General features: G+C 41.5%; 17 protein-coding genes, 3 rRNA genes and 1 pseudogene. 4 read left to right on the top strand and 17 right to left on the bottom strand.

The features are described from left to right. The 11 genes from PARC_RS01500 to gspC form a co-directional block, all read right to left on the bottom strand. Entirely contained in the window at window positions 1–474 is a 474-nt protein-coding gene (locus tag PARC_RS01500) for a type II secretion system protein M (protein ID WP_010555411.1), read from the bottom strand. After that, window positions 471–1,679, bottom strand: a complete 1,209-nt coding sequence (gene gspL / locus PARC_RS01495; protein WP_007586580.1) for a type II secretion system protein GspL — start codon at window positions 1,677–1,679, stop codon at window positions 471–473. The genes PARC_RS01500 and gspL overlap by 4 nt, the downstream gene beginning before the upstream one ends. Next, on the bottom strand, window positions 1,676–2,665 hold the full coding sequence (gene gspK / locus PARC_RS01490; RefSeq protein ID WP_010555412.1) for a type II secretion system minor pseudopilin GspK: 990 nt from the start codon (window positions 2,663–2,665) through the stop codon (window positions 1,676–1,678). The genes gspL and gspK overlap by 4 nt, the downstream gene beginning before the upstream one ends. Beyond that, complete coding sequence (gene gspJ, locus PARC_RS01485; RefSeq protein WP_010555413.1) at window positions 2,658–3,296, bottom strand: type II secretion system minor pseudopilin GspJ; 639 nt, start codon at window positions 3,294–3,296, stop codon at window positions 2,658–2,660. The genes gspK and gspJ overlap by 8 nt, the downstream gene beginning before the upstream one ends. After that, complete coding sequence (gene gspI, locus PARC_RS01480) at window positions 3,297–3,671, bottom strand: type II secretion system minor pseudopilin GspI (protein ID WP_002962039.1); 375 nt, start codon at window positions 3,669–3,671, stop codon at window positions 3,297–3,299. Then, entirely contained in the window at window positions 3,671–4,258 is a 588-nt protein-coding gene (locus tag PARC_RS01475) for a pilus assembly FimT family protein (protein WP_010555414.1), read from the bottom strand. The genes gspI and PARC_RS01475 overlap by 1 nt, the downstream gene beginning before the upstream one ends. 49 nt (window positions 4,259–4,307) lie before the next feature. Continuing rightward, complete coding sequence (gspG, locus tag PARC_RS01470; RefSeq protein ID WP_007586585.1) at window positions 4,308–4,730, bottom strand: type II secretion system major pseudopilin GspG; 423 nt, start codon at window positions 4,728–4,730, stop codon at window positions 4,308–4,310. A gap of 81 nt (window positions 4,731–4,811) precedes the next feature. Next, window positions 4,812–6,047, bottom strand: a complete 1,236-nt coding sequence (gspF, locus tag PARC_RS01465; protein WP_002962033.1) for a type II secretion system inner membrane protein GspF — start codon at window positions 6,045–6,047, stop codon at window positions 4,812–4,814. 2 nt (window positions 6,048–6,049) lie between these two features. Next, complete coding sequence (gene gspE / locus PARC_RS01460; RefSeq protein ID WP_010555415.1) at window positions 6,050–7,615, bottom strand: type II secretion system ATPase GspE; 1,566 nt, start codon at window positions 7,613–7,615, stop codon at window positions 6,050–6,052. Continuing rightward, window positions 7,608–9,671 (bottom strand): type II secretion system secretin GspD, encoded by a 2,064-nt coding sequence (gene gspD / locus PARC_RS01455; RefSeq protein ID WP_010555416.1) that lies wholly within the window; start codon window positions 9,669–9,671, stop codon window positions 7,608–7,610. Before gspD ends, gspE begins: the two co-directional genes overlap by 8 nt. 23 nt (window positions 9,672–9,694) lie before the next feature. Then, the gene (gspC, locus tag PARC_RS01450) at window positions 9,695–10,636 is read right to left on the bottom strand and encodes a type II secretion system protein GspC (RefSeq protein WP_010555417.1); all 942 of its coding nucleotides are present in this window, start codon (window positions 10,634–10,636) and stop codon (window positions 9,695–9,697) included. A gap of 210 nt (window positions 10,637–10,846) precedes the next feature. Between gspC and hslR the strand changes: the two genes are divergently transcribed. From hslR to PARC_RS01430, 4 genes and pseudogenes are all read left to right on the top strand, one after another. Next, window positions 10,847–11,269, top strand: coding sequence for a ribosome-associated heat shock protein Hsp15 (hslR, locus tag PARC_RS01445; RefSeq protein ID WP_007586590.1), 423 nt, complete (start codon window positions 10,847–10,849; stop codon window positions 11,267–11,269). 12 nt (window positions 11,270–11,281) lie between these two features. After that, window positions 11,282–12,127 carry an Hsp33 family molecular chaperone HslO gene (gene hslO / locus PARC_RS01440; protein WP_007586592.1) on the top strand — a complete coding sequence of 282 codons (846 nt, stop codon included), beginning with the start codon at window positions 11,282–11,284 and terminating at the stop codon, window positions 12,125–12,127. Window positions 12,128–12,394: 267 nt separating this feature from the next. After that, window positions 12,395–13,933 carry a phosphoenolpyruvate carboxykinase gene (locus PARC_RS01435; RefSeq protein WP_010555418.1) on the top strand — a complete coding sequence of 513 codons (1,539 nt, stop codon included), beginning with the start codon at window positions 12,395–12,397 and terminating at the stop codon, window positions 13,931–13,933. A 183-nt stretch (window positions 13,934–14,116) separates the two neighbouring features. Next, window positions 14,117–15,148 (top strand): annotated as a pseudogene (locus PARC_RS01430) (PepSY-associated TM helix domain-containing protein). A gap of 715 nt (window positions 15,149–15,863) precedes the next feature. Here PARC_RS01430 and rrf read toward each other — a convergent pair. The 6 genes from rrf to rph form a co-directional block, all read right to left on the bottom strand. Then, window positions 15,864–15,978 (bottom strand): 5S ribosomal RNA (gene rrf / locus PARC_RS01425). A gap of 151 nt (window positions 15,979–16,129) precedes the next feature. Then, window positions 16,130–19,020, bottom strand: a 23S ribosomal RNA gene (locus tag PARC_RS01420). 299 nt (window positions 19,021–19,319) lie between these two features. Continuing rightward, window positions 19,320–20,855 (bottom strand): 16S ribosomal RNA (locus PARC_RS01415). Together the 16S, 23S and 5S rRNA genes form the textbook arrangement of a ribosomal RNA operon. A gap of 559 nt (window positions 20,856–21,414) precedes the next feature. Then, window positions 21,415–21,795 (bottom strand): diacylglycerol kinase, encoded by a 381-nt coding sequence (locus PARC_RS01410; protein WP_007583384.1) that lies wholly within the window; start codon window positions 21,793–21,795, stop codon window positions 21,415–21,417. A gap of 56 nt (window positions 21,796–21,851) precedes the next feature. Beyond that, window positions 21,852–22,496: an orotate phosphoribosyltransferase gene (pyrE, locus tag PARC_RS01405; protein ID WP_007583381.1), complete on the bottom strand. Its 645-nt coding sequence runs from the start codon at window positions 22,494–22,496 to the stop codon at window positions 21,852–21,854. A gap of 18 nt (window positions 22,497–22,514) precedes the next feature. Then, on the bottom strand, window positions 22,515–23,228 hold the full coding sequence (gene rph, locus PARC_RS01400) for a ribonuclease PH (RefSeq protein ID WP_002958890.1): 714 nt from the start codon (window positions 23,226–23,228) through the stop codon (window positions 22,515–22,517). Between the last annotated feature and the right edge of the window lie 150 nt (window positions 23,229–23,378).

The raw sequence follows: 23,378 nt of genomic DNA, 5'->3' as shown, positions 1-23,378 counted from the left end.
TTAATTCTCTAATACTAAACGGCTGACACGCACATAGCCTGATTTATCATCGCGGCTCAAATCTAAGTTTTCAATTTTTAAGCCATGCTGATTCACTAACTCATCTAACCACTCTATTAACTGATTAAATTCTACAGAGTCGAGCGTCAAACGTAGCGAATCACTACTTGGCTGCATTTTACTAATACTTATTTGATGGCGCCCACGTGTAGAATTAACAATTTGGCTTAAGTTTGCATTGCTAGCAACACTGGTGTTACCCGCAGCCTTTAGTTTAACAATACTGTCATCAACCCAAGCTAATAGCTCTTGTTGTTTAATTTGAGATTGCTGTGCCTTTTCTATCGCATTATTTAATGGTCGAAATATTCCCATTACTAAAACAAAAATAATAAACACGCCACCAGCGACCATTACCAATTGTTGTTCTTGCTCTTTAAGCGAGCGCCATTGTTGCATTAACTGCTTTTTCATACTGCACCTCGCAGTTTAATTTCACCAACGACATAATCACCGTCATTATTTAAAGACCCTTGCTCAACAGTTAAACCTTGTTTTTCTAGTATGATTTTCACTTTACCAAAGGTTTGGAAGTCTTTAGCGCGTGCACGAATACGCAGCTCATTGCGACGTTTGTCATAACGAAGTGTTTCAGGTGTAAATTCGCTAACTTGCGAAAATACATCAACCAAATTAGTCGTTAAGTCTAAAAAGCCCGACTCACTTGAGCCTTGCACTTTATCTAACGCGCCTTTAATTTGGCTTTTAATTAGATTGGGGCGAACTTTAGTTCCTGGAAATGCTTTTTGGTATCTGTCGACTACTTGAGCTTTAGCTAATTCTACTTGTGTATTAAGTTGGTGTAACTCAATAGCTTTTATTGTAATCGTAGAAACCAATGCAACACTTGCTATAATTGCGGCGCCTTTCCAGTAACCCCACCATAAGGCGCTTTGCTTTTTAAGCTGATACATACCTTGGCGTAAGTTAAAATTAACGCTATCTAACTGCTTTGCAAATAATGCTAGAGGTAAGTCGTACTCACTTGTTTGCGCTTGTAAGTTAACGCTTTCTGGAAACTGACTAGCTGGGCTAAAATGCTTAATATCAGGATTACCCATGGCTGTTAAGTAGCCATTTAACCAACTAGATTCAACCGCACCAATATGCCATTGCCCTTGCTTAAATAACCATTGGTTATTGAGCTCGATAGCGGTGACTGCGCCATCATCTGCAAGCGGTAACAACAAAGCATCGGGTAATATTCTGTATACTGATAGATTATGCTCTACAAATAATGCGAGCCATTGTTCAAACCATTCACGGTCTGTCATTGCGACACGAATTGCATGTTGCTCACCAAGCATTGTCGGCTGCGCTACTGCTATAAACAGTTCATCTACGTCACATGCTATATCTTCTTCAAGCATGTATGGCAATGCTTGCTCAAGCTTGCGATTCCATTTTGTTGGCAAAGCGACCGTTTTTAATTGCACTTGATCACTTGGTAACAACACGACCACTTCTCGGGTAAGTGCTTTTTCGCTTAGCTCACTTAAATGCTCTGCATTTGGTAACTCGCCACTGGCTATTATTTCTTGTTCTTGTGGTGAGTAAATCAACCAATTAAGCAATTCTTGCTCGGTTTGACCCGTGCGGATCAACAGTATTTCTGTCACTGTACGCCTCCAAATTTTCGCGCCAGTATCGTTACGTCACCGTCTTTAGCGTGCAGTAATGTGGTCATCGAAAAACGCAGGTCGACAAAATTTGCCTGCGTTTGTAATTTAAAATATTCGCTTTTAATACTAAATAAACTTTTGACTGAGTCGGTATTAGTACCGCCTTGTTGCTTCACCTGTTCAAAAAATTCATCAATGGTGTCAAAGCCAGTTTGCGGTCTTGCACCTATCACAGCCTCTGCGCCAGATAAGCTCAAGCTTTCTATCAAGGCACTGAGTATGAGTGCTTGCTCTGGGATTAATGTATTTACGTTAATAAATAAAAGCGTACTGCCTGGTATTACACATACATATGGCAGTACTTTTTCCATCACTAATGGGTTAAAGCCCTTAACCAAGCGTAATTCCGATGTTGATGCAAATAAACTATTGGCTGTCATATACGGAAAATCTCGTGATAAGTACTCGTCTTCTTCTGCACCTGAGCGATATGTTATACTGTCCTCATCAAGCCAATCAAATACGCTATCTGCCATTGTCTCTTCTGATTCATCAGCAGGTAAATCTTCAATGTTTTCAAGTAATGCAAATAGTGCTTTATGTGCAGGGTTTGTTTTACTCGCGCTGTTTTCTTCTGGCGCTATGGCTAAAGCATTTAAATTTAGACATGCTTGTAAATCAGTAATTTTGCCACTTAACGTGCCGTTATCAACAGGGTATGAAGCATCACCTTGAGTTGCCCAAACTTGATCAAGTGTTGTTTTATCAGCATCATCTTTTTTACTTTGTATTAGCCCTTTAATAGCAAGCTCTTCTGCACCGTAGGCGTACCATTTAGCTTGCTGATGACCTTGCAAATTAGTGCTTTTTTGCACTTGAACCATTAAATTAGCACTCATTTCTACTGCTAAAATAGCCGCTAATGCCACAATAAACAAAACAATAACAAGTGCTGCGCCGCGCGATGATTGCTGCTTAACCATTATTCACATCCGTACTTTGTGTAGCAACCACTTTGCCTTGCCCAGGAACTAAAAATACACGACGAATTGGCTCTGCTTCTATTTGTTGCAAAGTAACAGCAACCGCTTTAGGGAGAGCTTTAATTTCCCACTGTTCTTGCCATTCGTTTTTATCATCTAAAAACTCAAACTTAAGCTCTTCAACATTTTCTAGTACACGTTGAACTCGCGGTTCCATATTATCAAGCTGATCAACATAAACCCGATAAACACGCTCAAGGTTATCGTCTATCACTCTATAACCAACGGCTTGTAGTTCTGAACGTGGCAATAAATTAATTGGATTTATCCAGCCATCTCGTACAAACGCAATACCATCGTATTGGCTTTCTAAAACGTAACGACCAGCAAGTAAATATTGTTCTTGAACATCACCAGATTCGTTTCGTACTGCACGTTTAGTCATTTGGCTAAAATCTTGATCCATTAACCTAAATGTTGTTTGCAACCCATTTAACTCAGCAATTTTTTCATCGGAGGCATCTTTTGCTCTTGTTGTCGTCTCGAGTATTTGATGAGTAGCAATAATAACAAAAGCTAAAATACCCAGTGCTACCATAACTTCAAGTAATGTAAACCCGCGCTGCTTCACTTACTTTTTACCTTTATTTAGATACGTTGATAACTCATATGCCGAATGCTCATATTTTTCATCCGTAAAAACATTTATGGTTAACTTAACAAAGCTTTTGTCAGCAGTGGCTGTTACTTCTTGCTGCCAAAACCATTCAACACCGCCCATTACTTCGCTGCCTTTAAGGTTATTTTTACCTTGCCATTGTTCGCCTTTAGTACGCTGTTCAATAATAACGTTTTCGGCGACCCAAGATGCATAGGTTTGCTCTTCAATAGTCGTTAAGTGGTGTATGTGCTCGCTTGTTGCTTGCATTGCAGCTATACCCGCCATGGCACAAATACTTAATGCCACTAATACCTCTAATAAGGTAAACCCTTTAGTGCGCTTCATTATTCTGGCTCTCGGCGAAAGTTTACTGGTGCAGCAAATTCACCTTCAATGTAATACACAGGCTCGCTTTGCTCTTTTAACTCTAATATAAGTTGAAACGCGCTTACCTCACCTGATGACAAAATAAGTACTTGTGGGATTTTCAACTTTTTAAGCTCAAGTAAGCTGTCTTCATCGCCGCCACTCATAAGCTCGCGCCAGTTAGATTGCTCTAAGAGGTTATCTTGCGCCCACGCTAAATCTTCTAAGTTAAGCGTGAGCTTTAATCTTTCATCTAACTCTATTGGTTTAAAAAGATCTTCACGGTCAAAGGTAATCCACTTTTCACCATCGAAAACTAAATACTCTAACGTATTTTCTTCTACTAATAAGCCCAATTCAACTTGGTTTAAAATGGCAAATTCCGATGCCATGTTAATGGTGGTATGCAGCCTTAATGCTTGAGTATCTAACTCTTCCTCAGCACCGCCTTCTAAGCTGTATACCACCATTTTTGTAGCAAAAGCGATGATCACTAATACCACTAAAATTTCTATTAAACTAAAGCCTCTGCTTTTTGCATGGCGCTGCTTAAGGCTTGCTTTCATAGCAAGCCTCTAGCATTAACATGTTCATACAAAACAGTGTACTTAAGCATTATTGTTTTTCTTCGTCCCAGTTACCGATATCATCATCAGTACCTACTTCACCATCTGGGCCCATAGAAAAAATATCAAACTTGCCAATTTCACCTGGGCTAATTAGCTGATATAGATTACCCCATGGATCTTCTGGTAATTCATTAATAAAACCACCGTCAGGGAAACGTTTTGGAACCGGTTCAATGCTTGTTTGAGTAACTAGCGCTTCAAGACCTTGCTCTGTGCTTGGGTAGCTCTTATTTTTAAGCTTGTATAAGCTCATTGCATCTTCTAATTGTTGAATATCTAGATGCGCTTTATCGATAGCAGCCTCTTCTTGCTGACCCATAATGTTAGGTGCAACAATTGACATAATCATTCCGATGATAACCAGTACCACCATCACTTCTAGTAAAGAAAAACCTGATTGTTTATTCACGTAATTACCTCATTATTCTAAAAACATTAAGTAAAAATGGTTTAGGTAAAACCATTAATATATTTAAAAGTTTATTCTAACTTAAAGTCCAACAGCTTTATTCATCGCCATTATTGGCTGCAATATTGCCATTACTATAAATAATACAATAACCGCCATTGAGGCGATCATCGCAGGCTCTAGTAGTTTAAGCGACACATTAACCATGCTCTCAAATTCGCGATCTTGGTTATTTGCAGCACGCTCTAACATTTGCTCTAGTTCACCTGATTTTTCACCACTTGCTATCATATGCAGCATCATTGGTGGAAACAACTTAGTTTGCTGAAGTGCAGCTCTTAAGCTTGCACCCTCGCTCACTCTGTCGGATGCATCTGCAACCGCTTTTTTAATTTTTTCGTTGATTAATACGCCGCCCGAGATACGCATCCCCTCGAGCAATGGTACCGAGCTTGACGATAGAATACTTAAAGTACGTGCAAAACGTGCGGTGTTAATACCACGAGCCACCTTACCTATACCTGGCATATGTAGCACTCGGTCATCCCACCAAAAACGTATTTTAGGCTGCTTAAGTGCATGCTTAATACCAATGGCTATAGCTGTAATAGCTATTAAACTAATAAACCAATAATTTTGCACAAAATGGCTGCCGGCCATAACCCATTCGGTTGTCCAAGGAAGTACTTGTTTCGTTTTTTCAAACGTTTTTAATATTTTTGGTACTACGGTGCCCAGTAATACCGACACAATACCAATTGCAAATACCACTAATATAATGGGGTAAACCATAGCCTGAGTTATTTGGCTACGCATATGTTGGCGCTGCTCGGTATAGTCGGCTAAACGATTAAGTACTTGGTCAAGGTGACCCGACTTTTCGCCTGCGGCTACCATTGCACGATATAAGTCGTCAAAAACATGAGGAAACTCACTAAGACCATCGGCAAGTGTGTAACCTTCAACCACTTTTGAGCGTACCGACATAAGCATACGCTTTAAACGCGGCTTTTCGCATTGCTCAGCAACCGCCATAACAGCGCCTTCAACAGGAAGTGCCGATTGAATAAGTGTTGCTAATTGCCTTGTAATTAATGCTAAGTCTGAGGTTGAAATTGTCGGCTTAAAAAAGCCACCGAGTAAAGGGGCTTTTTCGCCTTTGACTTGTTTATCACTTTGCGCCGCAGGGACAACTTCAAGCGGCGTAAGTTTTTGATCACGTAAAGTTTGGCGAATTTGTTTAGCTGTATCGGCTTCTAAAATGCCTTTTTTTTCTTTACCTCGGCCATCTAAGGCACGGTACTCAAACGCCGCCATAGTTAACCTTCCTCACGGGTAACACGCAATACTTCTTCAAGTGTTGTTTTACCTACAAGTACACGGCTACAACCATCTTGGCGAATACTTGGGCTGCGCTTACGAATGTATTTTTCTACGCTTTGCTCGCCTTTACCGTTGTGAATCATTTCGCGTATTGTTTCATCAACTACAAGTAACTCGTGAATACCCGTACGACCACGATAGCCATTAAAGTTACACTCTTCACACCCTACTGCTCGATAAATTGTCGGTTGGCTTTCAAAAGGAACCCCTAACAGCTGGCATTCATGCTCATCAGCCGTGTGACCTTCTTTGCAGGTATTACACAATGTACGTACTAGCCGTTGCGACAACACACCGAGTAACGACGATGAAAGTAAGAATGGTTCAACACCCATATCTTCCATACGTGTAATTGCACCCGATGCGGTATTAGTATGCAGAGTAGACATAACAAGGTGGCCGGTAAGTGACGCTTGAACACCAATTTGCGCAGTTTCAAGGTCGCGTATTTCACCCACCATTACTACATCAGGATCTTGGCGTAATATTGCACGTAAACCACGTGCAAATGTCATATCAACTTTTGCATTAACTTGTGTTTGCCCAATGCCTGGAATTTCGTACTCTATCGGATCTTCAACGGTAAGAATATTGCGATCGCGTGAGTTAATTTGACTCATACCAGCGTATAGAGTGGTACTTTTACCAGAGCCCGTTGGCCCTGTTACTAAAATAATGCCGTGGGGTTTACTAATTAAATCTGAAAACAATGCACGGTTATCTGCGGTCATACCTAAATCTTCAAGGTTTAAACGCGCGTTGTTTTTATCAAGTAAACGCAGTACTACACGCTCACCAAAGCTCGATGGCATTGTAGACACACGCACATCAACTGCACGTCCGGCAATACGCAAACTAATACGACCATCTTGTGGAATGCGTTTTTCGGCTATATCAAGCTTAGCCATTACTTTAATACGAGACACAAGTAACGATGCAAGTTTACGATTAGGTTTAAGTACTTCTTTAAGCACGCCATCGACCCTAAAGCGAATAACAAGCTCTTGCTCGAAGGTTTCGATATGAATATCAGAAGCCCCTTCTTTAATCGCTTCACTTAGCATGGCGTTAATAAGCTTGATTATTGGCGCATCATCGTCACCAGCCAATAAATCTTCAGTTTGCGGAAGTTCATCAGCAAGTGAGAATAAATCAACCTCGTTGCCAATATCTTCCATCATTTGTTGTGTTTCAGAGCTATCACGTTGGTATGACGCTTCAAGCAATAGCTCAAATTTATCATCAGCCAATTGCTCAAGTGTAAAACCATGGCCTGCGATACGGCGTACTTCTAATAGTACTTCCACGTCTAGCTCACCACGGTAGTAAACTATACGGTGATCTTTGTTTTTACCAAGCAACACACCTGCACGTCTTGCATAGGAAAACGGCAAACGCTTTGCTGGTAACTCAACTAACACATCACTCGTTAATAGCTCATCCTGATTATGCGTTTTAGGATGAACCACATCTTGGTTTATCTCTTGAATCGCATTAGTCATCTTTACGCTCTTGTGCATTTTGTTTACGCAGAGACTCTTCATACGTAGGGGGTAGTACTAATTCGTCATTCCACTCAGGTAAAATAGGCGTATCAGTCATTGGCATTAACTCAATACCGTCTTCTTTTTGTTTAAACTGCTCACCACGAATAAAGTTATATTTATTAAAGCTTAACTTATTCATGCTTACACCATCACGAATAATGGTTGGGCGAATAAATACAATAAGATTACGCTTACGACGCGTTGTATTTGTTGATCTAAACAGGTGTCCTAAAATAGGGATATCGCCTAATAAGGGCACCTTAGAAACACTTTCTTGTACGTCTTCGTCAATTAAGCCGCCAAGTACAACCATACCGCCATCATCGGCCATAACTGTTGTTTTAATTGAACGCTTATTTACTGAAATATCAACCGCAGTTGCACCACTTACGCTCGATACTTCTTGCTCAATAGTAAGCTGTACTGCTGAACCATCATTAATCTGTGGCGTAACTACCAGTTTAATACCTACTTCTTGACGCTCAACTGTTTGAAATGGGTTAGCATTGTTACTGCCTGTTTGTGAGCCTGTAATAATAGGTACTTCTTGACCGACTAAAATAGAGGCTTCTTCGTTATCCATTGTAGTAATAGAAGGGGTAGCCAAAATATTTGAATTTGTATCAGTGGCAACAGCCTGAATAATTGCGCCCCAATCATTTTTAACAACGCCCAGCGCTAAACCATTAATGCCACTAAGTAAGGAGGCTAATGGACCATAGTCACCTTCTGTTGTTTCCGTATACGGCGTTACCGTACCTGATTCAGTTCCTATTATATTTTTAGTAACGGTTACATCTTGTGCTTGCTCTGCAGCAACAGCTAATGACCCAACGGGAACCGTTGTACCATTGTTAAATTGCAACATACCGCCCTGCTCAGAAATCCACTGAAGGCCTAAGTTAACCCCGTCGCCTTCCATTACTTCAATAATAATGGCTTCAACCAGTACTTGGGCACGGCGAATATCAAGGCGTTCAATTACTGATTCTAATGATCGCATTGTGTCTGGCTGTGCGGTGATAATTAATGAGTTTGAGTCTGGGTGAGACTCTATACTGCTTTCATTATTGCTTCTGCTACGGGTCTTAGTAGTACCGCCTTGTGCATCTTCAACAAGTGACTTACTAACACCTTGCAATACTTTGACTAAATCTTCAGCTTTAGCATAATTTAGGTAAAACACCTTAGTATTACCTTGGCTTTCTAGCTCACCATCTAAGCGCTTAATAAGCTCTATGGCACGTGTGCGCGCTTGGCCTTCGCCGCTTACAATAACGCTATTAGTTCGGCCATCAGCCACAACTTTTGGAATTAAAAATTCAGGCACACTGCCTTTACCGCTGTCTTTATAAATATTGTCTACTACAGAGACAACATCATCAGCAGTCGCATATTTAAGCTTAACAATGTCTACACGCTTGTCACCTGCCTGATCAACAGAGCGAATAATCTCAACTAAGCGATTAACCGATGCTGCATGACCTGTTAGCATCATAACGTTAGCCGCATTGAAGTTAGCAACGTGGCCACCATCTTTTTGATCGCTAAATTGACGAACTAGAGGACCAAGCTCCTGCACACTTACATTTTTAACACGTACAACACGTGTAATCATCATGTCGCCGCTAGCTTCATTACCTTCGTCAATAAGTGGCACATTTGATTTTTTAGCGTCTGAACTTTTTTCTACCTTAATTATGCCATTGTCCATTTCAACAGCTGAGTAGCCATAAACTTCCAATACATTTAAGAAGAACTGATAATAAAGTGCTTCGTCCATTAACTCATAGCTGCGAACATTTACTTTGCCGCGCACGTTAGGGTCAATAATCACTGTTTTATTAAGGTTTTTACCAACAATATTAATAAACTCGTTGATATCAGTTCCTTTAAAGTTAGCAGCATATTCAACAGCAGAAACAGACAAAGAAATACTTGCCGCCAAAAAAAGTGCTGCGTACTTAGCTAACCCTTTTTTAATTTTTTTGAGGTGTAGCACCTGAACCATTATATTAAAACTCCAAAGCTAAATTATTGCAGACTAAATTGCACATCAATTTGTTCACCATCACGTTCTATAGTGATATTGGCATCTGTACTATTACGCAGCTCGTTGATAGCTGACATAGCCTGTTTTAAATCTGTTAATTGATAGCCATTTATAGAAATGGCTAAATCGTTATTTTTTAAACCCATTTGCTTAAATAGCTCAGGCTCTTTACCTGGACTTAAGCGATATCCAATTAGCTCACCATCATTCATGGCTTGTGAAACACGTATATAGTCAAATAGCTTGCCCGGCTCTTCGAGTAACTCTTCACGTGTTTCTATAATTGCTTCTTTAACGTCCGGATCTGCAGTGGCATCTATTTGTAGATCACTTGGTTCTAATTTTTGCGGACCCATTTCAGAATCATCACGCGCAGCGAGTACTGGCATAGACACCTTCTTACTGAAATCGAGTCCATCAAGCATTAATGTTTCAAAGCGTCCATTAACACTCAAAATAATACGATCCGGCAATATTTGTGCAACTTCAGCACGCGTACCCGATACTACTTCATCAACAAGATAGCTTACTTGCTTACCTTGTGATTCAATAATTGCGATACCTGCTTTGTCATCGTTATTAACCGCTACGATACCGGTTAAATTGATACTTAAACGCGTTTCTGGCGCATTATTTATTACCTGCGATTGCTTTGCAGTATTATTGTTGTTTGTTACAGTTTTTTTACCAAATAAAAATTGCTCAATAATATGCTGCGCTGAGTTGTTACTCGCACCAGATGACTGGTTAGCATAATGAGTAGGGGTAAGTAGAGTTACTGGTGGTTTTGGCCACAAAAGCCAAACAAGCTTTGATAATAAAAATGCAAGATAAACAACAACTAACAGTGTCACTAATGCACTTAACTTAGCATGCGGTAAACGAGTTAAAAATTGTTTTAGTTGTTGGATTTGCTGTTCCATAAATAGTGTTCTTATTTTAATTTACTGCGTTAGCGCGTACCCATAGTACCCTTTCATTTTTCTTTCAACAAGCACACTAATATTAAACTTTGTAAACAGATTAAATTAACTTTACATAACAGTACAAAAAGTAAACTGCCGTTGTAATACCTTCATCCTACGATGATTTCATGATAAATTTTAAGCTATAAAAACGTGGGGAAATGCCTTATGAGTAAAAAAAGTAATGCTAATACCAGCTCAGACCCTGTAGATGGGTTAAAAGTTCGATTAGATAAATGGTTATGGGCTGCGCGATTTTATAAAACTCGCGCAGTTGCACGCGAAATGGTGCAAGGCGGCAAAGTACATTATAATGGCCAACGTACAAAAGCGAGTAAAATAGTAGACGTTGGCGCAAAAGTAAAACTGGCTCAGGGCGTAGATGAAAAGCTGATAACTATACTCTCAGTGCTTGAAAAACGTCAAAGCGCCCCCATTGCACAGACCATGTATCAAGAATCTGATGCAAGTATTGCTAAACGCGAAGAAAACAGCATCGCACGCAAAAATAACAGCTTTTTTGCTCCTCATCCGGATAAAAAACCGGATAAAAAGCAAAGACGCGAACTTTTAAAAATGAAATCAAGTTAGGTATAGCCGCTCATGCAACAAGATTTACTTCACCGTTATTTATTCAACGAACTAGATGTTCGTGGCGAACTCGTACAAATCGAGAATGCTTATAATGAAATGATTGCCGACCATAATTACCCAGACCCTGTTAAAGCATTACTAGGTGAGTTACTTGTTGCAACCTGTTTATTAACCGCCACTTTAAAGTTTGAAGGTGAAATTGCAGTACAGCTTCAAGGTGATGGCCCAGTTAAATATGCAGTTATAAATGGTGATGATAAACAAAACATGCGTGGTATTGCACGCCTGCAAAGCGAAATTACGGGCACAACTGTAAAAGAGCTTATTGGTCAAGGCTATATGGTGATCACTATTACACCAAGTAAGGGTGAACGTTACCAAGGTATAGTTCCGCTAGAGCATGATACTCTGAGTGAATGTATCGAAAGTTACTTTGAGCAGTCAGAGCAATTAAAAACACGCCTTTGGTTTGCAACCGACACAACAGAAGGTAGCGCAAAAGCATGTGGTCTATTTTTACAAGTACTCCCAGTTGATAAACAAAAATCAATTGAAGACTTTGCACACCTAGAAGCATTAAGTAACACCATTAAAGATGAAGAACTATTACACCTTGATGCTAATACTGTCCTTACACGCCTTTATCACGAAGATAATCCTCGCGTATTTGAACCTCAAGCGATTAAATTCAAATGTGGTTGTAGCCGTGATAAAACAATTACTGCACTTGTTAATATTGGACAAGAAGAACTACTCAAAGACGTAGCTGAGAAAGGGTCTGTTAATATTAACTGTCATTACTGTTTAAAAGAGTATGTTTTTAACGAACAAGATATAAAAAGCATTTTCAACTAAATGTTCAGCTTCATCTATATATAGTAATTAAAGCCGCAAAATATGCGGTTTTATATTATAAAAAGATGATACCGGTGTCATCTTTTCTGCTAATTTCATGACACCGGTATCATTGAAATTATTCATGTTTTTTCTTAAATATATGTGTTTTTAGAGGCTTTACGGGCTCGAATATCTTAAAACCTTCTGTTACTATAATTTCAGTTTAAGGGCACTGATAACCCCAGAGCTATCCGTTCAAACTCTCACACATAGTTAGGTATAAACATGACTACAGGCGCTACACGTTTTGTCGATTTAACCGCAGCTGAACTTGTCGAGCATGCGATCCGCCGTGGCGAAGGTACTTTAGCCGCAAATGGTGCTTTTGTTGCAATTACAGGAAAACGAACTGGTCGTTCACCAAAAGATCGTTTTATTGTACAAGAAACAACAACTCAAGATGATATTCAATGGGGCAACGTTAATCGTCCATTTGATGCAGACAAATTTGACGCATTATGGGCTCGCGTAGAATCACATGTTCAAAGTAATGACCACTTCACCTCTCACCTAGAAGTTGGCGCAGACCCTGAGCATTATCTACCTGTAGTTGTAACTACAGAAACAGCGTGGCACCATATTTTTGCCAAAAACATGTTTATCGAACCGCAGAACTATAACGCTTCAAACTTACCACAATGGCAAGTAATGAACGTTCCTTCGTTTGTATGTGAGCCAGAACGTGATGGCACAAATAGCGATGGCACCGTCATTATTAACTTTGCGCAGCGTAAAGTATTACTAGCAGGTATGCGTTACGCCGGTGAAATGAAAAAATCGATGTTTTCTGTACAAAACTTCCTACTACCAGCAAAAGGTGTATTACCAATGCACTGTTCTGCTAATGTTGGTGAAGCAGGCGATACAGCATTATTCTTCGGTTTATCTGGTACGGGTAAAACAACACTTTCAGCAGATCCTACTCGCTTTTTAATTGGTGATGACGAACATGGTTGGGCACCTGGAAGCGTGTTTAATATTGAAGGCGGTTGTTATGCTAAATGTATCGACCTGTCACAAAAGAATGAACCTGTAATTTGGAATGCTATCCGCTTTGGCACTATTTTAGAAAATGTAGTGTTAGATGAAAAAGGCGTTCCAGATTTTAACGATACTAGCCTTACTCAAAATAGCCGTGCAGCATATCCACTTGAACACGTTGAAAAACGTAAAGTAGAAAACCGCGCAGGAGAACCTAAGGCTGTTGTATTTTTAACTTGTGATGTAAGCGGTGTATTACCACCCGTTTCTATACTTAGCGAAGAAGCTGCTGCTTTTCACTTTTTAAGTGGATACACAGCAAAAGTTGGTTCTACTGAGATTGGTTCAACTAGCGATATTGAATCAACATTTTCGACATGTTTTGGCGCACCATTCTTCCCACGCCCTGCTGGTGTTTACGCTGAGCTTCTTATGAAGCGTGTACGCGAGTTTGGCGCTAAAGTGTACCTTGTGAATACAGGTTGGACTGGCGGCCCTTACGGCACAGGTAAACGTTTTGATATCCCAACTACTCGTGCAGTAATTGATGCAATCGTATCTGGTAAATTAGCGGGTGTTGAAACTCAGCACATTGATGTTTTAAACCTAGATGTACCGGTAGCAGTTCCAGGTGTAGATACTAACTTACTTAACCCAATTAATACGTGGGAAGACAAAGCTAAGTACAATGAATATGCAGCAAAACTTGCCGCAGACTTCACTGAAAACTTTGCTAAGTATGACGTATCAGACGATATAAAAAATGCAGGACCTAAAGCTTAAATAAGCTTCAAGCTTGTACTTTAACGCCAGCCAAGAGCTGGCGTTTTACTTTCTAAATACCTAATTTAATAAGTGCGACAAAATGCCGCACAACTCATATCAAAAAACCATATAATATACCGCGTAATTAATCATTCTTTAATGCCCAATAAACCTGCATTACTCATTACGACTATTTAATTAATGACACTAAAGCTTTCATGGCGAAAAATATTCAGGCGGTTACATTTATACTTAGGGCTCTCGGTAGGTGTTTTACTTGCTATTATTAGCCTTTCTGGCTCCGTATTAGTTTATTACCCACAAATAGACTCACTGTTAAATCCAATTAATGACACTACCACTAATACAAAACCACCTAATTGGGATCAAGCATATAATACGCTAAGAGCCAATTTTCCTATAAAACTAGGGCCATAGCGATTAGAAAACACAGGTGTGAACTCAATTATACCCGCACGCTACTACAATCCCATAGAAACAAAAGAGCAAGGCTTTGCTCCCTTAATGGTATGGCTATCTAGCAGTAGTGATAAAGTAATACGTAAAAACTATTGGGGAAAATACTTAGTAACTTGGATGTACAACTTACATTTTTCATTACTAACAGGAGCAACGGGCACTCTCGTTGTTGGCTATATAGGCATAGCCTCAATAGTTCTTCTTATCTCTGGATTCTTTGCTTGGTTTCCAAAGCCTGGGCAGTGGGTAAAGACACTAAAATTTAAATCTCGTAGCTCTAAAATAGGTTTGCTATACGACTGGCATAAACTAATTGGTTTAACCTTCTGCATACCGCTACTAGCTTTAACTGTTACAGGTGTTATGCTCGCTATTCCAAAACAAACAGATCCTATATTAATAGCCCTAGTTGACGATATAAACTCCCCACCAAAAACACAAATACAGCCTTGTAAACAATTCAATATTCCTTTATCGCAAGCAATACTAATAGCACAAAAAGCATTACCGAGTGCGCGTTTAGCTTGGATTGAAACACCCTCAAACTTAAATGCTATTTACAGATTTAGATTTCAAACTGTAGACGATCCTTCGTATCGCTTCCCACATAGCTATATAGAAGTTAATGCACTTACAGGGAAATTAGAGAGCATGTTTAATATAGATAAACAAAGTACAGCCAGTAAAATTAAAAACTGGATACATCCTCTACATGACGCCAGCATTGGTGGTAACATTTTAAAAGTCATTTAGGTATTGAGTGGCTTTGGACCTGCTGCATTGTTCTTTATTGGCGTATATAGGTGGTTAGTTAGAACCAAGAAAATATAAAAATAAAATAAACTTTACGCCAATCTCCCTAGTTAAATGATCTATTTGAGGACAAAAATTTCTTTATTTCGTTGTTCTCGCCAATTACTCCTAAGTTGCTCAACCTTCTGTATCCATGCAATCGTATATCAGAAATTTCTAACGCAATTAACGTCAAGTTCAATCCACCAAATTGATTAGGTATTATTGCCGATTAGTATAATTATCAGGTATGTGTATTTATTCTGCACGCGCTAAAACTACAGTTAGTTACAGATGTAATGCGGTAAATCACTTAGGTAAACTTAGCGCACAATAGTGCCCCCCAATTAATTGCTTACTAGTGTCTGTAAATAAGGCTATATACCTAATGGGAATGTCTAATAGGCTACTGAATAGTTAAAGCAAGGCTCTTTACAATGTGAAGCCTGCGTAATGTCACGATACCCACAGCGGTGGAGAGTCACGTAGTAAATGCTACTTTATTGGCCGAATGGGGTATTGAGGGCTTTTGTTGTGATTCTAACGTCGGGAGTCGCTGCGCTCGCCCGACCTACGTGATGGTGTAGATGTCAGTGAGTATTAATTGCGCACATTTCACTTTTCTGCAGACGTAAAAAAGCCCGAATCGTTAGATTCGGGCTTTCTACAATTTGAAGCCTGGTAATGTCCTACTTTCACATAGCAAATGCTACACTATCATCGGCGCTGTTTCGTTTCACTACTGAGTTCGGCATGGAATCAGGTGGGTCCAAAACGCTATTGTCACCAAGCAAATTAGGGCGTTAATTCGTATCGCTACGCATTAACTGAATTTGGAAAATATCTGATAATATTTTTTAAGTCTTTCTTAAGTAATATCTACTTTAGTCATATTAACTTCTTCGCTTGTTTCACTATCACATAAAACGCGTTTGGCGTTGTATGGTTAAGCCTCACGGGTAATTAGTACAAGTTAGCTTAATGGCTCACACCACTTCCACATCTTGCCTATCAACGTTGTAGTCTTCAACGGCCCTTCAGAGACTTTAAAAGTCTAGTGAGAACTCATCTCGAGGCCTGCTTCGCGCTTAGATGCTTTCAGCGCTTATCAGTTCCGAACGTAGCTACCGGGCAATGCCATTGGCATGACAACCCGAACACCAGCGGTTCGTTCACTCCGGTCCTCTCGTACTAGGAGCAACCCCTCTCAATTCTCAAACGCCCACGGCAGATAGGGACCGAACTGTCTCACGACGTTCTAAACCCAGCTCGCGTACCACTTTAAATGGCGAACAGCCATACCCTTGGGACCGACTTCAGCCCCAGGATGTGATGAGCCGACATCGAGGTGCCAAACACCGCCGTCGATATGAACTCTTGGGCGGTATCAGCCTGTTATCCCCGGAGTACCTTTTATCCGTTGAGCGATGGCCCTTCCATTCAGAACCACCGGATCACTATGACCTACTTTCGTACCTGCTCGACGTGTCTGTCTCGCAGTTAAGCTGGCTTCTACCATTACACTAACCGTACGATGTCCGACCGTACTTAGCCAACCTTCGTGCTCCTCCGTTACTCTTTAGGAGGAGACCGCCCCAGTCAAACTACCCACCAGGCACTGTCCGTAACCCCGATTCAGGGGCCAACGTTAGAACATCAAAACTACAAGGGTGGTATTTCAAGGTTGACTCCACAACAACTAGCGTCGCTGCTTCAAAGTCTCCCACCTATCCTACACATGTAGGTTCAATGTTCAGTGCCAAGCTGTAGTAAAGGTTCACGGGGTCTTTCCGTCTAGCCGCGGGTACACAGCATCTTCACTGCGATTTCAATTTCACTGAGTCTCGGGTGGAGACAGCGTGGCCATGGTTACACCATTCGTGCAGGTCGGAACTTACCCGACAAGGAATTTCGCTACCTTAGGACCGTTATAGTTACGGCCGCCGTTTACCGGGGCTTCGATCAAGAGCTTCTCCCTAAGGATAACCCCATCAATTAACCTTCCGGCACCGGGCAGGTGTCACACCGTATACGTCATCTTGCGATTTTGCACAGTGCTGTGTTTTTAATAAACAGTCCCAGCCACCTGGTCACTGCGGCTCCCGTCCGCTTAGAGAGCAAGTCTCATCACAGATAGGAGCGTACCTTCTCCCGAAGTTACGGTACGATTTTGCCTAGTTCCTTCACCCGAGTTCTCTCAAGCGCCTTAGTATTCTCTACCTGACCACCTGTGTCGGTTTGGGGTACGATTCCATATAATCTGAAGCTTAGAGGCTTTTCCTGGAAGTATGGCATCAGCAACTTCATCACCGTAGTGACTCGTCTCGTGTCTCAGGTTTAGTGTTTGTCCGGATTTACCTAAACAAACGCCCTACTCACTTTCACATAGACTACCAACGCTATGCTTGCTTAGCCTGCTCCGTCCCCCCATCGCAATTATATCGAGTACAGAAATATTAATCTGTTTCCCATCGACTACGCCTTTCGGCCTCGCCTTAGGGGTCGACTTACCCTACCCTGATTAACATGGGATAGGAACCCTTGGTCTTCCGGCGTGGGAGTTTTTCACTCCCATTATCGTTACTCATGTCAGCATTCGCACTTCTGATACCTCCAGCATACCTCCCGGTACACCTTCAACGGCTTACAGAACGCTCCCCTACCACTCAGAATAAATTCTGAATCCGCAGCTTCGGTGCATAGTTTAGCCCCGTTACATCTTCCGCGCAGACCGACTCGACCAGTGAGCTATTACGCTTTCTTTAAAGGATGGCTGCTTCTAAGCCAACCTCCTGGCTGTCTGGGCCTTTCCACATCGTTTCCCACTTAACTATGACTTTGGGACCTTAGCTGGCGGTCTGGGTTGTTTCCCTCTTCACGACGGACGTTAGCACCCGCCGTGTGTCTCCCGGATATTACTTTACGGTATTCGGAGTTTGCAAAGGGTTGGTAAGTCGGGATGACCCCCTAGCCTTAACAGTGCTCTACCCCCGTAAGTATTCGTCCGAGGCTCTACCTAAATAGATTTCGGGGAGAACCAGCTATCTCCCGGTTTGATTAGCCTTTCACTCCTAGCCACAGGTCATCCCCTAACTTTTCAACGTTAGTGGGTTCGGTCCTCCAGTTGATGTTACTCAACCTTCAACCTGCCCATGGCTAGATCACCGGGTTTCGGGTCTATACCTTGCAACTATTCGCCCAGTTAAGACTCGGTTTCCCTACGGCTACCCTATTCGGTTAACCTCGCTACAAAATATAAGTCGCTGACCCATTATACAAAAGGTACGCAGTCACCCAACAAGTGGGCTCCTACTGCTTGTACGTACACGGTTTCAGGTTCTATTTCACTCCCCTCACAGGGGTTCTTTTCGCCTTTCCCTCACGGTACTGGTTCACTATCGGTCAGTTGGGAGTATTTAGCCTTAGATGATGGTCCACCTATATTCAGTCAAAGTTTCACGTGCTCCGACCTACTCGATTTCACTTAAAATGTCTTTTCATGTACGGGACTATCACCCTGTATCGTGGCGCTTTCCAGCAGCCTTCCATTAACACATAATAAGCTTAAGGGCTGTTCCGATTTCGCTCGCCGCTACTTTCGGAATCTCGGTTGATTTCTTTTCCTACGGGTACTTAGATGTTTCAGTTCTCCGCGTTCGCTTCGTTAACCTATGTATTCAGTTAACGATACCTGCAAGCAGGTGGGTTTCCCCATTCGGAAATCTTAGTCTCAAGCGCTTTTTACTAGCTTGACTAAGCTTATCGCAAGTTAATACGTCCTTCATCGCCTCCAACTGCCAAGGCATCCACCGTGTACGCTTAGTCACTTAACCATACAACCCAAACGGGTCTTTGTTTTGTGACAGTTTAACTTCGCCAGAAGTCAATATTGAATACTAAAGTAGATACCAATCAATCAACTCATAAGAGTTAACTAAATGGCACTGAATGGTACTGCTACCATTCTTTTTTTACTTTTGAAAACTCTTGATAAATACAATGTATTCATCAGAATTTTATTATCAGCTTTTCCAAATTTTTAAAGAGCATATTAATTAGTTATCCCGAAGGGACACGCACTAATTAACAATCATCTGTGTGGACACTACGAACAAATAAGTTCTAAATCGTATAAGGAGGTGATCCAGCCCCAGGTTCCCCTAGGGCTACCTTGTTACGACTTCACCCCAGTCATGAATCACTCCGTGGTAAACGTCCTCCCGAGGGTTAGACTATCTACTTCTGGAGCAACCCACTCCCATGGTGTGACGGGCGGTGTGTACAAGGCCCGGGAACGTATTCACCGCGTCATTCTGATACGCGATTACTAGCGATTCCGACTTCATGGAGTCGAGTTGCAGACTCCAATCCGGACTACGACGCACTTTAAGTGATTCGCTTACTCTCGCGAGTTCGCAGCACTCTGTATGCGCCATTGTAGCACGTGTGTAGCCCTACACGTAAGGGCCATGATGACTTGACGTCGTCCCCACCTTCCTCCGGTTTATCACCGGCAGTCTCCTTAGAGTTCTCAGCATTACCTGCTAGCAACTAAGGATAGGGGTTGCGCTCGTTGCGGGACTTAACCCAACATCTCACAACACGAGCTGACGACAGCCATGCAGCACCTGTATCAGAGTTCCCGAAGGCACCAAACCATCTCTGGTAAGTTCTCTGTATGTCAAGTGTAGGTAAGGTTCTTCGCGTTGCATCGAATTAAACCACATGCTCCACCGCTTGTGCGGGCCCCCGTCAATTCATTTGAGTTTTAACCTTGCGGCCGTACTCCCCAGGCGGTCTACTTAATGCGTTAGCTTTGAAAAACAGAACCGAGGCTCCGAGCTTCTAGTAGACATCGTTTACGGCGTGGACTACCGGGGTATCTAATCCCGTTTGCTCCCCACGCTTTCGTACATGAGCGTCAGTGTTGACCCAGGTGGCTGCCTTCGCCATCGGTATTCCTTCAGATCTCTACGCATTTCACCGCTACACCTGAAATTCTACCACCCTCTATCACACTCTAGTTTGCCAGTTCGAAATGCAGTTCCCAGGTTGAGCCCGGGGCTTTCACATCTCGCTTAACAAACCGCCTGCGTACGCTTTACGCCCAGTAATTCCGATTAACGCTCGCACCCTCCGTATTACCGCGGCTGCTGGCACGGAGTTAGCCGGTGCTTCTTCTGTCAGTAACGTCACAGCTAACGGGTATTAACCGTTAACCTTTCCTCCTGACTGAAAGTGCTTTACAACCCGAAGGCCTTCTTCACACACGCGGCATGGCTGCATCAGGCTTGCGCCCATTGTGCAATATTCCCCACTGCTGCCTCCCGTAGGAGTCTGGGCCGTGTCTCAGTCCCAGTGTGGCTGATCATCCTCTCAAACCAGCTAGGGATCGTCGCCTTGGTGAGCCATTACCTCACCAACTAGCTAATCCCACTTGGGCCAATCTAAAGGCGAGAGCCGAAGCCCCCTTTGGTCCGTAGACATTATGCGGTATTAGCAGTCGTTTCCAACTGTTGTCCCCCACCTCAAGGCATGTTCCCAAGCATTACTCACCCGTCCGCCGCTCGTCAGCAAAGTAGCAAGCTACTTTCTGTTACCGCTCGACTTGCATGTGTTAGGCCTGCCGCCAGCGTTCAATCTGAGCCATGATCAAACTCTTCAATTAAAAAGTTTTATGTCTTTCGACAGCTCAATGAATTCTGAATTTATTTTAATATCTTTCGATATTGAATTGACTGTGCCGAATAATTACCGAAATAACTATTCTGTTGGTCACTCAGTTTTCAATTGAGACTCTAATTTGTTTGCCTCGCTACCTAAGTAGGTTGGCTGTTAGAACTCAATCTGTACGAGTGCCCACACAGATGATTGCTTTATATTGTTAAAGAACGTTTTGATTCGCTTTAGCGTCTCAAGGGATGCGAATAATACACCCTTTATTTTTCGAGTCAACACTTAATTTTAAACTTTCTTTTGGAAGATTTAAAACCGAAGTTTTATTTAACTCTCTGAGTAGTTCGCTCCTCGCTATGCGTTGGCGTTTCCCGTCTCAGTGGGGTCGCATTATAGGGAGATCCGAAAACAGATCAACCCTTTTTTTTAAGAAAACTTGAAATAATGTGCTGTTCGCTGAGTATTTGAGCTAAACACGTTAAAAACACAACATAACCAGCAAATTATTAACAACTAAAGGTGTTTAAACTTCACAAATATTAAAAGTGAGCTTAAACGATCTTCATATAAAGACTTACACCCCATATGATCAATACGATCGTTAATGAAAGTGTTACGGCTGCAGATCCCATATCTTTGGCTCTACCTGACAATACATGCAATTCTGTACTTACTCGATCTGTTAATGCTTCAATGGCAGAGTTTAGCAATTCAACTATTAGAATAATAAGCAGTGAGCTAATTAGTATTGCCCAGTGTAATAATGATGAAGCAAGCCAAAATGAAGTGGGGAATAATATAAGGCTTAGTAATAGCTCTTGTCTAAATGCAGCTTCTTCTTTAAATGCTGCTTTAAAGCCAAGATAGGAGCAATAGGTTGCTTTGAAAACGCGTTTGAGGCCTAAGCCATTTGGTTTTAATACATCTTTCATTAATAAACTCTATGAATGAAGGTCAAAATAAAGCCCCGCACTGCGAGGCTTTTTATTTATGCTACGCCGTATTGATCACGGTAAGCTTTAACTGAGGCTAAATGCTCGCCCATCGTCCCTTGGTTTTCAAGGTAACTAATAAGGTCTGCTAATTTTACAATAGAGATTACTTTGGTATTAAAGTCGCGTTCAACTTCTTGAATAGCTGATAACTCGGCTTTACCTTTTTCTTGGCGATCTAATGCAATTAAAACACCACTAAGGTCTGCACCATTTTGTGCAATAATTTCCATGGACTCACGAATAGCGGTACCTGCGGTAATTACATCATCAACTAGCATTATTTTGCCATTGAGTTCTGAGCCTACTAATGTACCACCTTCACCGTGTGCTTTTTTCTCTTTACGGTTAAAACAGTACGGTACATCTTTATCATGGTGATCTGCTAATGCAACTGCCGTCGTTGTCGCGATTGGGATACCCTTATACGCGGGGCCAAATAGTACATCGTACTCTATCGCTGAATCTTCTAGTGCTGATGCATAAAAACGACCTAAACGTGCTAAGTCACGACCTGTATTAAACAAACCGGCATTAAAAAAGTAAGGACTTATGCGCCCAGACTTTAAAGTAAACTCACCAAATTTTAATACCTGCTTCTCTAGAGCAAATTCTATAAACTCTTTTTGATAATCTTTCATATCTAGTGGCCTACCTATTTATGCTAATGCTTGCTTTTGTACGTCAATGATTTCACGAATAGAATGTTTAGCTAAAGTAAGTAACTCATCTAGCTCATCAAACGAGAAAGGTTCGCCTTCGGCTGTACCTTGAATTTCTATAATTTTACCTGTTTCGGTTAAAATTACATTCATATCAGTTTCTGCTGCTGAATCTTCAATATATTCTAAATCGCTAATTGCTTGGCCTTTGTATATACCTACTGAAATAGCCGCAATCATATGTTTAAGTGGGTTTGAATTAATCATACCCTTGGCACGCATATGCGTTAGCGCATCAACAAGTGCAACACATGCACCACTTATAGAAGCAGTACGTGTACCGCCATCTGCTTGGATTACATCACAGTCAATGGTGATTGTGTTTTCGCCAAGTGCTTTTAAATCAACAGCAGCACGCAGTGCACGTGCAATTAAACGTTGAATTTCCATAGTACGACCGCCCTGCTTACCACGTGCAGCTTCTCGAGCATTACGCGTATGCGTTGCTCGCGGTAACATACCGTATTCAGCATTGATCCAACCTTTACCCTGACCTTTCATGAAACGAGGAACGCCCGATTCGACAGTAGCTGTACAAAGTACTTTGGTGTTACCAAACTCAACAAGTACTGAGCCTTCAGCATGCAAAGTATAATTACGTGTAAATGTAACAGGTCTAATTTGGTTAGGTGTTCTTTCGCTTGGACGCATTGACGATCCCCTTAATTCAGAATTTGCGACATTATAAGTGTATGTGGGTATAGATACCATGCTGATTTAAATAAATAGCTGTATGCAAAATATTCAGTGTATTAAATTTTCCCTAGAGCTTAAGCGGTGTTACGGTATAATCATCGTAAT

Source organism: Pseudoalteromonas arctica A 37-1-2, from assembly GCF_000238395.3.
GTDB lineage: Bacteria > Pseudomonadota > Gammaproteobacteria > Enterobacterales > Alteromonadaceae > Pseudoalteromonas > Pseudoalteromonas arctica.
The sequence above is the reverse complement of the archived record's forward strand: the minus strand, read 5'-3'. Positions and strand labels throughout refer to the sequence as shown.

Coding starts and splice junctions, on each gene's coding strand:
- PARC_RS01500 (WP_010555411.1), bottom strand. CDS start 474: ATGAAAAAGCAGTTAATGCAACAATGGCGCTCGCTTAAAGAGCAAGAA.
- gspK (WP_010555412.1), bottom strand. CDS start 2,665: ATGGTTAAGCAGCAATCATCGCGCGGCGCAGCACTTGTTATTGTTTTG.
- gspI (WP_002962039.1), bottom strand. CDS start 3,671: ATGAAGCGCACTAAAGGGTTTACCTTATTAGAGGTATTAGTGGCATTA.
- PARC_RS01475 (WP_010555414.1), bottom strand. CDS start 4,258: ATGAAAGCAAGCCTTAAGCAGCGCCATGCAAAAAGCAGAGGCTTTAGT.
- gspF (WP_002962033.1), bottom strand. CDS start 6,047: ATGGCGGCGTTTGAGTACCGTGCCTTAGATGGCCGAGGTAAAGAAAAA.
- gspE (WP_010555415.1), bottom strand. CDS start 7,615: ATGACTAATGCGATTCAAGAGATAAACCAAGATGTGGTTCATCCTAAA.
- gspD (WP_010555416.1), bottom strand. CDS start 9,671: ATGGTTCAGGTGCTACACCTCAAAAAAATTAAAAAAGGGTTAGCTAAG.
- gspC (WP_010555417.1), bottom strand. CDS start 10,636: ATGGAACAGCAAATCCAACAACTAAAACAATTTTTAACTCGTTTACCG.
- hslR (WP_007586590.1), top strand. CDS start 10,847: ATGAGTAAAAAAAGTAATGCTAATACCAGCTCAGACCCTGTAGATGGG.
- hslO (WP_007586592.1), top strand. CDS start 11,282: ATGCAACAAGATTTACTTCACCGTTATTTATTCAACGAACTAGATGTT.
- PARC_RS01435 (WP_010555418.1), top strand. CDS start 12,395: ATGACTACAGGCGCTACACGTTTTGTCGATTTAACCGCAGCTGAACTT.
- PARC_RS01410 (WP_007583384.1), bottom strand. CDS start 21,795: ATGAAAGATGTATTAAAACCAAATGGCTTAGGCCTCAAACGCGTTTTC.
- pyrE (WP_007583381.1), bottom strand. CDS start 22,496: ATGAAAGATTATCAAAAAGAGTTTATAGAATTTGCTCTAGAGAAGCAG.
- rph (WP_002958890.1), bottom strand. CDS start 23,228: ATGCGTCCAAGCGAAAGAACACCTAACCAAATTAGACCTGTTACATTT.